This is a genomic window from Hymenobacter lucidus (assembly GCF_020447265.1).
Classification (GTDB): Bacteria; Bacteroidota; Bacteroidia; order Cytophagales; family Hymenobacteraceae; genus Hymenobacter; species Hymenobacter lucidus.
Genome location: NZ_JAJADR010000004.1, coordinates 49480 through 62269, shown reverse-complemented (window position 1 = coordinate 62269; position 12790 = coordinate 49480). Strand labels below are relative to the sequence as shown.

The window sequence follows — 12790 nt, the reverse complement described above, 5'->3', positions numbered from 1 at the left end:
ACTGCCTGTCATCTGCCCCGGCTTTCTGCGTATATTTAGCATACCCTATACCTTTCTCTGCCATGGACTGGATTACCATTGCGCTGCTGCTCTTCTTTGGCCTACTGTTTCTGGTGGCCGAAGTACTCTTTATTCCCGGCACTACGCTGGTGGGCCTCGTGGGCTTTGCGCTGCTGGCGGCCGGCATCTGGTTTGGCTACCGCGACCTGGGCAGCACCGCCGGGCACGTTACGCTGGTTACGGCGGCGGTGCTGGCCGGCATTATTATCTACATCGGCCTGCGGCCCAAAAACATGCAGCGCTTTGCCCTAACTGAGGTAAATAACACCAGCGTGTGGGACGTGCGCCGCTCCGATATCGAGCCGGGCTCCGTAGGTCGAACATTGTCGGCGCTGCGGCCGGCGGGTACAGCCCTCTTCGACGGCGACCGGCGGGAAGTGGTGACGCGGGGCGAATTTCTGGCTGCCGGCACCGTGGTGCGGGTGCTGGGCATCGAGCAAAACCGGATTGTGGTAGAGCAGGCGGCGTAGCTGAAGGCCACTGTGCGGGGAAACAGTTAAAAACTCGTAACTCGAACCCGGTATCTAGCCCTTCCGCCCATGAATATACCTTTTGCCCCTTTTATCATCGCAGCCGTTGCGCTGCTGGTGTTCCTGTATTTTTTCCCCATCAGCCTCTGGATTACGGCCATGTTTTCCGGGGTGCGGGTGAGCCTGATCCAGCTGGTGCTGATGCGGGTGCGCAAAGTGTCGCCCACGCTCATCGTCAACTCGCTGATTACGGCCACCAAAGCCGGCCTGCACATCACTAGCAACGAGCTGGAAACGCACTTTCTGGCCGGCGGCAACGTGCCCAACGTTATCAAGGCCCTGATTTCGGCCGACAAAGCCAACATTCCCCTCGATTTCAAGCAGGCCACTGCCATCGACCTGGCCGGCCGCAACGTGTTTGAGGCCGTCACGACTTCGGTTAATCCGAAGGTGATAAACACGCCCAACGTGGCCGCCGTGTCGCAGGATGGTATTCAGCTCATCGTTATTGCCCGCGTTACGGTACGGGCCAACATTACGCAACTCGTGGGCGGCGCCGGTGAGGAAACCATTCTGGCGCGCGTTGGGGAAGGCATCGTAACCAGCATCGGCTCGTCCGTCTCGCACAAGGAGGTGCTGGAAAACCCGGATAAGATTTCCAAGCTCGTGCTCAGCAAAGGCCTTGATGCGGGCACGGCCTTCGAAATTCTCTCTATCGATATTGCCGACATCGACATCGGGGAAAACATCGGGGCCAAGCTGCAAATCGACCAGGCCACGGCCGACCTGAAAGTGGCCGAGGCCAAAGCCGAGGAGCGCCGCGCTATGGCCGTAGCCGTGGAGCAGGAAAACCGCGCCAAAACCCAGGAAGCCAAAGCTCGCGTGGTGGATGCCGAAGCCGAAATTCCGAAAGCCATTGCCGAGGCCTTCCGCTCGGGCAACCTGGGTGTGATGGACTACTACAAGATGCGTAACGTGCAGGCCGACACCGACATGCGCGACTCAATTGCCAACCCCGGCGGCCAGAGCGGCAGTATTAAGCCCGGCCGCGACGAAAATCGGCTCAGCTAAATTCAGCCAGAAGGACAACGTACCAGTTGCTGCCAAACCGGTAGTATCTGCCAACAAAAAAGCCCCAGTGCCTTTGTGGCATCGGGGCTTTTTTATTGGCTTCCAGGATGAACCCAACTGTTGGGCAGGGCTGCTGGAAGGTTATTTCTTGGTAATCCGGAACTCCACGCGGCGGTTCAGCTTGCGGCTCTCCTCTTGCTCGTTGCTGGCAATGGGCTTGGTGTCGCCGAAGCCTTCGGTGGTAATCCGGTTGCCACTGATGCCTTTCGAGACGAGGTATTTTTTCACCTCGTTCACCCGGTCCAGGCTCAGCTTCAGATTCAGCGTTGGGTCGCCCTGGTTGTCAGTGTGGCCTTCCAGCTTGATTTCCACCGATGGATAGTCCTTCAGTACCCGCACCAGGCGCAGCAATTCCGGATAAGAATTGTCGCGTAGGTAATACTTGCTCTGCGCAAAGAAGATGTTATTGAGCTTAATAGTAGAGCCCACGGCAAACGGTACCAGAAACAGGTCGTGGGTAACCTCGGAATAGTTTTGCCGGTCCGTTACGTCCAGGTTGTCACTTTCCGCCAGGTAGTTTTCAGCGTCGGCGCGGTAGCCATAGTGCGCCCCCGACGGCAGCACGATGGTGTAGGAGCCATCCACGGGGCTGGTTTCAGCCACCCCGATTTCCTCGCCGGTGAGCAGGTTCTCATACTTAATAGTAGCGGCCACAGGCTTCTTGGTAGCCGCGTCCAGCACCCGGCCCCGTACCAGCGTCACCACTTCCGGCTTGAACTGGGGCGTCATGTTGATGCGGAAAATGTCGCGGGAGCCACCAATGCCGTTGCGCGACGACACTAGGTAGGCATCTTCCCCGGCGGCCGACAGCGTGAAGTAGCCATCGAAGTCGGGTGAGTTGATGTTGGGACCCAGGTTGCGCGGCTTGCTCCAGTTGGTCCAGGTGTCATCGAGACGCTTGCTGGAGAAAATATCACTCTTGCCGTAGCCGCCCAAGCCTTCGGAGGCAAAGTAGAGCGTTTTGCCGTCGGCGGCCAGGAAGGGGGCAAACTCCGCTTTCTTGGTATTCACGCTGCCGCCCAGGTTTTTAGGCTTGGTCCAGGTGCGTCGGTCTTCCTTCAGAAAGCTGACGTAAATATCCTGCTGCCCCTGGCCATCCTTGCGCTGCACGGCCATCAATAGCACTTTGCCCGAGGTGCTCAGGAAGTAGTCGACGTTTTCCTCGTCGTCGTTGTAGAAGTCCTCAATTTCAATCTTGACCGGCATTCCCCAGCCCGTTTTGGTCCGGCGCGAAATGCTGGCACCTTTCGGATCCAGCGTCCCGTCGGGTTTATACACGTTGATGAGCACAGCCGTATTGCCATCCGACGACACCGAAGCCAGCCCGTTGGGGCCGGGCGTGTTAATGGGGCCGCCGATGTTTTTGGCCTGGTTCCAGGTTTTCTTGGCCGGGTTAGCCAGCGTGCTGTACCACACATCCTGCACGTCGTTGCCGCCGCCTACGTTCTGCGGACTTTCCTGGCGGGCAAAAAACAGCGTCTTCCCGTCGGGTGAAATAACCGGGTGCGTGTCGACGTACTTGGAATTGACGTTCTGCCCCAGGTTTACCATAGCCGAGTCGAAGCTTACGCCTTCCGACTCACCTTTAAATTCCTTCTTCACCATTGTCTCGGCCACGTCGGCAATGCCGATGGCGTCGATCTGGTTGACGCCTTCCACGGCCTTGGTATTCATCGATACCAGTACGCCGATAGTGCGGTAGGTGCCGGCGGCAAACGTGACGCTCAGGGACCGAAAGGCCTCGGGAATCGGGCCGGGACTCTTGTTCTCGTACACCTGGTGTTTGGTGCCGCGCGTGTCAATCAGCTCTATTTTGGTGATAGAGCCCGGATTGAAGTTTTCCACGACTGTCACTTGCTTGGCAATAATGGATTTGCCGTAGCGCACCTCGATAAATTCGTTGGTTCCTTCTTTTTTCGGAATCCAGGCGTCGTTGTTGATCTGCCCCAGCGGCTGGGCATTGGGCTCACCCAAGACCTTTTCCGGAGAGAATGGCTCTTTTCCCTCGGCTTTCTGGGAGGATACCGCGGCTACTTTTGCCGCCCATATGGCCCGCTGCGCCTGCGCCCAGCCTCCCATTCCAACAATCAGCCCTAAAGAGAGAACAAGTTTTCGAACAAACATAAGCTATATGGCAAAACAAAGGCCTCCGGGAGCAACGAAGCCGTCAGTGCAACGGTTCCGCACACTCAAGACGTCCTGAACTGCAAGGAGGTTTCGGTGGGAAGCGAAAGGCAGGCCAAAAATAGGTGTTGCGACAGATGCGGCGGCTTTTTTTTGTCTAAAACCCAGATTTACCCGATGGTTGCGGCCTGCTTCCCGATTAGCTAACTTACGCAATATCGGTTGCCTTCTGCTACGGGGCCCTTTGTTTTGCTGCCATGCCCTGCTGTCGAGCTTCTGCGTCTGCCGTTTGCCTGTTGCTGCTCACGGCGTTGCTGATTCTCGCCTTGCCGACCGCCGCGCAGGTACTGGCTCCGGCAAGCTCCTCCCCCACCACTGATTCGCTGTTGCTGCTCTCGTTTCGGGCCCGGCGGGTGGGCGTGAGCACCTACGCCCAGCAAACCGACCTGCGCGGCCGCACCCTACTCTCGCCCCGGCAGTCGGTGCAGTACCGCTTGCTCAGCGACTGGATTTATGACGACCGGGGCCAGCCGCCCTTTGTGCGCGAAGACTACGCTGCATACCTGCTGCACACCCTGGCCCTGACCCGCCGCTGGCAGGTAGGCCAATTAGCACATTACGAGCAAAGCCGCGCCAACGACACGCGCACCGGCGCCTGGCTGGCCCGCCTGGGTTACCAGCATCGGCTGCGGCCCGCTACGGCCCTCGATACGCTGTCGGTAGCGCGCTACGTGCTCTTCGGCGGCGTGGCCTACGACTCGCGCAATGCCCGTCGCGACGCGGGCCCCTCCTACGGCCTGGAAGTCACCACGCTAATTTATCCGGGGCAGCAGGCGCGGCAGCCGGTGGCCTTGCGTTTGTTTGGCACCCGCTCGCAACTGGGGCCGCGGGTGTGGCAGCGCACCTTGGCCGAAGGCTATTATGAGCGTAGTTTCGACGAATTTTCCAGCGGCACGCTCCGCCTGGGCTACCGCTCCAACCGAGCCGAGGACTACGTGCCCGGCAACGTACAGCGCATTCAGAGCGACACTATTGCCACCCAACTCAGCTGGGTGTATCAGCTCAGCGACAAAGCCTCGTTCCGGTCCGACAACTCCTTGGCCCTACCCCGGCGCGCGTTTGCCTACCGGCAGCTCGGGGCCGAGGCGGATACGGTGCAGAACCTGGGCTACCACCAGCAGGAGCTCGACACTCGCCAGGAAGTGCGAGTTAATAGCAAGAAGTTGCAGTTTATGCTGCTATTCAACTACCGGGAGCGGAACCGCAACTATTCGCTGGAAAACAACCGCGGCCTCTCGCCCACCCGGCTGACCACGGCCATCGAGCGGGAGCAGATCAAGGACATTTCCGAGAAAACCACCCTGTGGCAGTCGGAGCTGACGTGGCTGCCACGGCCACGCCATTCCCTCTCGTTGCTGGGCTCGGCGCAGCTGCTGCGCGTAGACACGCCGAGTGACGACAATGACCAAGACCGCGACGAGGCCCAGCACTCGTTGCGGCTGGTGTGGGTGGGGCGCTGGGCCGGGGCTTTTCGTACGTCGCTGGCCGCCGGGGCCGAGCTGCGGCAGTTTGTATTTATCCGGGCTTCGCAAAGCGCCGAAAACTACACCGACCGGCTGCTGCACTGGGAACCGTCGTTTACCTGGGCCCCAGGCAAGTTCAGCCTGAAATCGACCTACCACCTGTGGGTGAGCTACCAGGTGCGCGACCGGCTCAGTGAGCAGCTTAAAAACCGGGCCAGCCGCGTGCTGGAGCAGCAGCAGCACCTCAGCTACCAGTTTACGCCCCGCCTGCTGACTTCCATCGACTATATCCGGCGCGAAAACCGCATCGGGCTACTCAACTGGCCGCAGTTCAAGGAAAGCCCGTTGGATACCACTATTACCCACGACTTATCGGCAGCGGTGCGGCATAGCTGGGGCAAGCTGCGCGGGCAAAACAGTATCCGGCTGGGCTACCGGTTTCTGGAGCAGCGCACCCACGGCCGCGCCGCCCTGCTCGATGCCGCCGGCGGCAGTGGCTCTACCCTGATATTTCTGCGTAGCCTGACGCGGCAGCAGGGCCCCGAACTGGCCTATGAGCGCCGCACCCGGGCCGGCTTCTCCCTGGAAGCCAGCCTGTGGCTGCAGCAGTTGCGCACGTTTTACCGCTACACGCCCGGCCAGGGCGCCTATGCGGGCACGGGTTACACCAGCGAAGACCTGGCCCGCGAAACCCGGAATCTGTACCCCTACTTCGAGGTGGCCGTGAACTGGCGCATCCGCAGCTTACGCCGGGTATAACAGACCTGCAAATAAATATCATAAACGCATGAAAGCGCCCGACTACCGCAAGGCAGCCGGGCGCTTTCTGTGGTAACTACTTACGCTAAGTGGGCACTAGGGCTGCAGCGTGAAGTTGCGCGTTACGGAGTTGAACGGGCCGGGAATCAGGTTGCCACTGGCATCTACCAGCTCCAGCTTCACGGTGTTCTGGCCGGCGGGCAGGCCTTCCATCATGAAGGGCGCCCACTGATCCAGCATAAACTCGGTACCGTTGATGGTAGCGCGCACCTTGTTGCCTTCCGGCGACAACGTGGTGTTTACTAGGTAGAAGTCCAGCATTACCTTGGCCGCATCCTTACCCGAATACGTGTCCTTGGGGCGGCTGTAGAACAGGTGTGGAGCCTGCAGATCAGCATTCAGGGGCGTAGCTGGCGCGTTGCCCACTGTAATTACCCGCAGGTCGTAAGCGCCGCGGTGTTTAAGACTTTCGTGGTAAGAGCGCGACAGAAACGACAGTACCACGTGTTGGCCGTCGGCAATAGGTTTCGTAAATTCAGTGGTATAGTGAGCGGTGTAAGGCTCATTGTCCACGATATTATGAATATGCTGCCCTTTTTCCGAGTTGGCCATTTCTTCCGAGTGCATGCCCCCGGTCATCTTGGTGAGCTGGAAGTTGGTGATGTCGTAGTCGAATGATACGCTGCCACTGGGCACCACCGAGCCCGTCACCGGTGACTTAAGCTGCACCTGGGCCTCTGGATTTTTGGGCGAATCGGTGAACGGCGTCAGACGGATACCGTTTTTCTCCATGGAAGCGGTATTCGCTGAGGATACACGTTCGGCAGTGGCCTGGGAGCCCGACTCTTGTTGTTGGCGGGCCGTGTCGCAGGCGCCTAGACCGAGCAGCATAGCGCTGCTCATTAGTAAAGCAGATGCTTTCATGAGGGAAATGGTGGAAGGGTTAAGATGGCCACCGGACCGTTTGTCCGGCCGCGCCCCGACACCGGGACGACGAATGATTTTTTAAGTACCTTGCGCAATACGTAAGGTTTGCTCAAAAGTATATTGATTTTCCGCTATGGAAGAAAAATTGTTGGAAGAAATTCCCTCCCTCGACTTGGCCGATTTCCGTTCCGGTGACCCGGAGCGTAAGGCCCGCTTCGTACAACAACTTGGCGAAGCGTATCAAAACATCGGTTTTGTGGCCCTGAAAAACCATGGCCTCACCGATGAACAAACGGCGGCCCTTTACAACGACGTAAAGGCCTTCTTTGCATTGCCCGACGATGCCAAGCAACGCTATGAAAACCCCGAACTGGCAGGCCAGCGCGGCTATATCAGCAAGGGCAAGGAGCACGCCAAGGGCCGCAACACCGGCGACCTGAAAGAGTTTTTCCACGTGGGTCAGGAGGTTGATGATGAAACTGACCCCATCGGCAAGGAGTATCCGGCCAACATCTGGCCTGAGGAAATCCCTACGTTCCAGCAGAGCACCTTCACTACGTACCGCACGCTGGAAGCTGCTGGTAAGGATGTATTGCGGGCCATTGCCATCTATTTGAAACTGCCCGAGAATTATTTCGACGACAAAGTACGGAACGGCAACAGCATTCTGCGCCCTATCCACTACTTCCCCATCGAAAACCCCGATGCGGTGCCGGCTGATGCCGTACGTGCCGCCGAGCACGGCGACATCAACCTGATTACCTTGCTCATGGGCGCCTCAGCCGATGGCCTGCAGGTAAAGCGCCGCGACGGAAAGTGGATTCCGATTACGGCTCTGCCCGACCAGATTGTGGTGAACGTGGGTGACATGCTGCAGCGCCTGACCAACGGCGTACTGAAGAGCACTATTCACCGGGTAGTGAACCCCGCCCGCGAAAAGATGAACTCTTCACGCTTCTCGGTACCGTTTTTCATGCACCCCCGCTCCGAAATGAGCCTGGCGGCACTGGAAAACTGCGTAACGCCCGACAACCCCAAGAAGGAAGCCGACATTACGGCCGGCGAATTCCTCAACGAACGGTTGATTGAGCTGGGCCTGAAGAAGAAGTAAGCACTTTGGTCGATTGTTAGCTGCCGGTTGTTGAAGGGTTGGGTTCGGAAAATTTCCCGGCCGCCCATTCAGCAACCGGCAGTTTTTTTGGCTGGAACTGGTAGCAGAGCCTGGAACTCCTCCATTGTATTTTGCCTGGCTTTCCGCGTCCTTGCCTGACCACTAAGTACCCTGTTTTGGAAACAGAAGAAATTCAGCTCGCGCCACCACCCCGGGGTACTCGTGGGGCCCGCACCAAGCGGGTACGCGGCATTATTTTCCTGAAAGACGTGGCCGCGCTGGGGCTCACGGCCTTCGGCGGTCCGCAGGCCCACCTGGCCATGATGCTGCGGCTGCTGGTGGATAAGCGCCGCTACCTGACGGCCGCCGAGTTGCTGGAGCTGACGGCCCTCTGCCAGATTCTGCCCGGCCCCACCTCCACTCAGACCATTACGGCCATTGGCTACCGCCTCGGCGGCCCCAACCTGGCCTACCTCACGGTGCTGGTCTGGATGCTGCCTGCCGTGACGTTGATGACACTGGCCGGCCTCACCATCTCCTACCTCGACAAAGACCAGGTAGCCAACCTGGTGCAGTATATCCAGCCTATTGCGGTGGGGTTTGTGGCGTACTCGGCCTATAAGATTTCCGAGAAAGTCATTCACACCAAAACCTCGGTGGCCCTGATGGTGGCGGCGTCCATGCTGGCTTACCGGTTCCAGCTACCGTCGGTGCTGCCGCTGCTGCTTATTGCGGGCGGCATCATTACCACCTTCCGCTACCGCAAGATGCCGGTGCTGGAAAAAAAGCAGCCACTGAACATCGAGTGGGCCAACTTCGTGCTGTGGCTGGCCGTGCTGATTGGCGCGGCCGTGCTGGGCCACTACACTCGCTTGCTACCCGTGCGCCTGTTCGAGAACTTCTACCGCAACGGCAGCCTCGTCTTTGGCGGTGGGCAGGTGCTGGCCCCATTGCTCTACGCCGAGTTTGTGGAATTCAAGGAATACCTCACCACGCAGGAGTTTTTGTCGGGGTTGGGGCTGGTGCAGGCCATGCCGGGCCCCAATTTTTCGTTTGCCTCCTACATCGGGGCGCTGGCTATGCGGCAGGAAGGTGGCGGCATCGGCAGCCAGGTGCTGGGCGCGGTAGTAGCCACAGCCGGTATTTTCATGCCCGGCACGCTGCTCATCTTCTTTCTGATTCGCTTCTGGGACCAGCTCAAACAATACCGGGTCGTCAAGGCGTCGCTCGAAGGTATCAACGCCGTGTCGGCGGGGCTGGTGTGCGCGGCCACGTTTCTGCTGTATCACCCGCTACCCGATACGCCCGTCAATCTACTACTGGTGGCTGCCACGTTTCTGGTGCTGCTCTGGGACCGTTTCCCGTCCTACGTTATTGTGCTGGCGGGTTTGCTGGCGGGAGTTCTGTTTTGATACCGGCCACCGCATCAGCAAAAAAGGCCCACGCTGTAATCAGCGCGGGCCTTTTTTATGCAGCAATCAACCTTGCGCCTACTTTTCCAGCAGCAACGACTCGGGCAGGCTCATCAGGTAGTCGCCGTAGCCGCTCTTGCGCAGGGGCTCGGCAATGGCACGAAGCTGGTCGGCCGTAATAAAGCCCTGACGGTAGGCTATTTCCTCAATGGAGCCTACTTTCAGGCCCTGCCGCTGTTCGATAACGCGCACAAACTCACCAGCCTGCATCAACGACTCGAATGTACCGGTATCGAGCCAGGCAGTGCCCCGGCCCAGAATGCCGACTTTTAGCTTGCCACGCCGCAGGTACTCTTGGTTGACGTCCGTTATTTCGTACTCGCCTCGGGGGCTGGGCTTCAGGTCTTTGGCAATCTGAATGACCTCGTTGTCGTAGAAGTACAGACCCGGTACCGCGTAGTTGCTCTTCGGCTGCTTGGGCTTTTCCTCGATGCTGAGGGCCTTTTTATTTTCATCAAACTCCACCACGCCGTAGCGCTCCGGGTCGTGCACGTGGTAAGCATATACCACACCGCCGTCGGGGTTGCTGTTGCTTTTGAGCAGCTCTTCCAGGCCTTCACCGTGGAAAATATTGTCGCCCAGCACCAGGGCTACAGTATCGTCGCCGATAAAGTCGGCTCCGATTACAAACGCCTGCGCCAGTCCGTTGGGCACTTCCTGCACCGCGTACTGAAAGTCGCAGCCTAGCCGCTGCCCGTCGCCGAGCAGACGCTTGAACTGCTCCTGGTCGTGAGGCGTGGTGATGATGAGGATTTCGCGGATGCCCGCCATCATCAGAATCGACAGCGGATAATAAATCATCGGCTTGTCGTACACCGGCATAAGCTGCTTGCTGACGGCCAACGTGAGTGGGTGCAAGCGGGTGCCGGAGCCGCCGGCGAGGATAATGCCTTTCATCGGTGAGTTAGTGAGTTAGTGACTTAGTGAGCTAGACCGCCGTGCTGAGCTTTTCGAAGCATTTTTACCGCCAAAGTAACTATTTACTATTGCGGAAGAGAGGCGTCGAAAAGCTCAGCATTAAAGTCAGAATTAATTCCGCTCGGCAATAAACGCCTGATTCTCTTTAAACCAAGCCAGGGTTTTCTGCAGGCCTTCCCGGATGCGAATCTGCGGCTGGTAGCCGAGCAGGTTGTTGGCCTTGCTGATGTCGGCCAGGGAGTCGCGGATGTCGCCGGCGCGGTCGGGGCCGTACTCAGGCGTGATGTCGGAGCCGGCTTCCTCTTTCAGGATGTTGAACAGGTCGTTGAGCGACGTACGGTCGGCCACGGCCACGTTGTACACCTGGTTCACGGCTTCCGGTTTCGTAGCCAAAGCGGCTTTGATGTTGGCCTGCACGCAGTTTTCCACGAAGGTGAAGTCGCGCGTCTGGCCACCGTCGCCGTTCATGCGCGGGGGCTTGCCTTCCAGCACAGCATCAATGAAGAGCGGAATAACGGCCGCGTAGGCGCCATTCGGGTCCTGGCGGGGGCCAAAGATGTTGAAGTAGCGCAGTCCGATGATTTCCATGCCGTAGGTTTTGCCAAATACGTCGGCGTACAGCTCATTGGCATACTTGGTCACGGCGTAGGGCGACAGGGGCTTGCCAATCCGGTCTTCCACCTTGGGCAGGGCCTTATGGTCGCCGTAGGTCGAGCTAGATGCCGCGTACACGAAGCGCTTCACGCCGGCCTCCTTGGCGCCCACGAGCATGTTGACGAAGCCGCCCACATTCACGTCGTTTGAGGTTATCGGGTCGTTGATGGAGCGGGGCACCGAGCCCAGCGCCGCCTGGTGCAGCACCACATCCACGCCCACGCAGGCGTCGATGCAGGTTTGCCGGTCCCGGATGTCGCCTTCGATGACTTCCAGCGCCGGATTATCGGCAAACAGGTTGACGTTCTTGCGGAAGCCGTTGGAGAAGTTGTCGAGCACGCGCACCTTTTTGGCGCCGTACTTCAGCAGGTATTCCACCAGATTCGAGCCAATAAAGCCCGCTCCGCCCGTTACCAGGAAAGTCAGGTTATCGAGCGGCTGGTCGTGAAAAGGAGTTTCGTACATTCTGTTTAATGTGCTAATGTGCTAGTGTGTTTGAATGTGAGAAATGTGCTGATACTGGCCGTTTAGAATTTAGCACATCAGCACATTCAATCACATTATTCACATTACCGATTGTACTGCTGCTGGTAGTATTGCTGGTAAGCACCGCTGGTTACGTGCTCCAGCCACTCGGTGTTTTCGAGGTACCAGTCTACGGTTTGGGCCAGCCCCTGCTCGAAGGTCACCGAGGGTTTCCAGCCCAACTCGTTCATGATTTTGCTCGAGTCGATGGCATAGCGCAGGTCGTGGCCGGCGCGGTCAGTTACGTAGGTAATGAGCTTGCGCGAGGTACCTTGCTCCCGGCCGGTTTTCTCGTCGATAACGTCGCAGAGCAGATTGATGAGCTCAATATTCTGCCACTCGTTTACGCCGCCGATGTTGTAGGTTTCGCCCACTACGCCTTTGTGGAACACGGCATCAATGGCGGTAGCGTGGTCTTTCACGAAAAGCCAGTCGCGCACGTTTTCGCCTTTACCATATACCGGCACGGGCTGGCCGTGCTGAATGCGGTGAATAGCCAGTGGAATTAGCTTTTCGGGGAAATGGTTGGGGCCGTAGTTGTTCGAGCAGTTGCTCAGCTTCACCGGCATGTGGTAGGTGTGATACCAGGCCCGCACGAAGTGGTCGGAAGCCGCTTTCGAAGCCGAATAGGGCGAGCGGGGGTCGTAGGGCGTATCCTCGGTGAACATCTCGGGGCCCATTTCCAGGGAGCCGTACACCTCGTCTGTGCTCACGTGGTAGAAGGTTTTGCCCTCGTAGCCCGAAGCCTTCCACAGGTTTTTGGCCGCGTTCAACAGGTGCACGGTACCCAGCACGTTGGTTTTCACGAAAGCCAACGGGTCGGTAATGCTGCGGTCCACGTGCGACTCAGCCGCGAGGTGAATCACGGCGTCGGGCTCCTCATTGGCGAAGAGTTGGTCCACGAAAGACTGATCGGTAATGTCGCCCTTCACCAAGCGGTAGTTCGGCTCATTCTCGATGTCACGCAGGTTTTCCAGGTTGCCGGCATACGTCAGCGCGTCCAGGTTCAGAATCTGATACTGGGGATATTTGGTGACGAACAAGCGCACCACGTGCGACCCAATGAAGCCGGCCCCGCCGGTGATGATGATTTTCATAAGTGGTGAGTTGTTGATT

Annotated in this window: 10 protein-coding genes; 5 read left to right on the top strand and 5 right to left on the bottom strand. The window is 58.4% G+C overall.

Annotation, left to right across the window (positions count from 1 at the left end; genetic code table 11):
• The first annotated feature begins 62 nt into the window (after positions 1–62).
• Together LGH74_RS14385 and floA are read left to right on the top strand one after the other, a co-directional pair.
• Positions 63–530 (top strand): NfeD family protein, encoded by a 468-nt coding sequence (locus tag LGH74_RS14385; protein WP_226176736.1) that lies wholly within the window; start codon positions 63–65, stop codon positions 528–530.
• 69 nt (positions 531–599) lie between these two features.
• Entirely contained in the window at positions 600–1601 is a 1002-nt protein-coding gene (gene floA / locus LGH74_RS14380; RefSeq protein WP_226176735.1) for a flotillin-like protein FloA, read from the top strand.
• 141 nt (positions 1602–1742) lie between these two features.
• Here the strand turns inward: floA and LGH74_RS14375 are convergent, their stop codons facing one another.
• Positions 1743–3740, bottom strand: a complete 1998-nt coding sequence (locus tag LGH74_RS14375) for an OmpA family protein (RefSeq protein ID WP_489146037.1) — start codon at positions 3738–3740, stop codon at positions 1743–1745.
• Between the two features lie 302 nt (positions 3741–4042).
• Between LGH74_RS14375 and LGH74_RS14370 the strand changes: the two genes are divergently transcribed.
• Complete coding sequence (locus tag LGH74_RS14370) at positions 4043–6067, top strand: hypothetical protein (protein WP_226176733.1); 2025 nt, start codon at positions 4043–4045, stop codon at positions 6065–6067.
• Positions 6068–6163: 96 nt separating this feature from the next.
• Here LGH74_RS14370 and LGH74_RS14365 read toward each other — a convergent pair whose 3' ends face one another.
• Positions 6164–6991, bottom strand: a complete 828-nt coding sequence (locus LGH74_RS14365) for a hypothetical protein (protein ID WP_226176732.1) — start codon at positions 6989–6991, stop codon at positions 6164–6166.
• Between the two features lie 136 nt (positions 6992–7127).
• Between LGH74_RS14365 and LGH74_RS14360 the strand changes: the two genes are divergently transcribed.
• Positions 7128–8105 carry an isopenicillin N synthase family dioxygenase gene (locus LGH74_RS14360; protein ID WP_226176731.1) on the top strand — a complete coding sequence of 326 codons (978 nt, stop codon included), beginning with the start codon at positions 7128–7130 and terminating at the stop codon, positions 8103–8105.
• A gap of 176 nt (positions 8106–8281) precedes the next feature.
• Positions 8282–9517 carry a chromate efflux transporter gene (chrA, locus tag LGH74_RS14355; protein WP_226176730.1) on the top strand — a complete coding sequence of 412 codons (1236 nt, stop codon included), beginning with the start codon at positions 8282–8284 and terminating at the stop codon, positions 9515–9517.
• 78 nt (positions 9518–9595) lie between these two features.
• Here the strand turns inward: chrA and rfbA are convergent, their stop codons facing one another.
• The 3 genes from rfbA to rfbB all read right to left on the bottom strand — a co-directional run bounded on the left by rfbA (position 9596) and on the right by rfbB (position 12771).
• A complete protein-coding gene (gene rfbA, locus LGH74_RS14350) occupies positions 9596–10474 on the bottom strand; it encodes a glucose-1-phosphate thymidylyltransferase RfbA (RefSeq protein WP_226176728.1) in 879 nt (292 codons plus the stop codon).
• A 132-nt stretch (positions 10475–10606) separates the two neighbouring features.
• Positions 10607–11614, bottom strand: a complete 1008-nt coding sequence (locus LGH74_RS14345; RefSeq protein WP_226176726.1) for an SDR family oxidoreductase — start codon at positions 11612–11614, stop codon at positions 10607–10609.
• Between the two features lie 104 nt (positions 11615–11718).
• Positions 11719–12771 (bottom strand): dTDP-glucose 4,6-dehydratase, encoded by a 1053-nt coding sequence (rfbB, locus tag LGH74_RS14340; RefSeq protein ID WP_226176724.1) that lies wholly within the window; start codon positions 12769–12771, stop codon positions 11719–11721.
• Between the last annotated feature and the right edge of the window lie 19 nt (positions 12772–12790).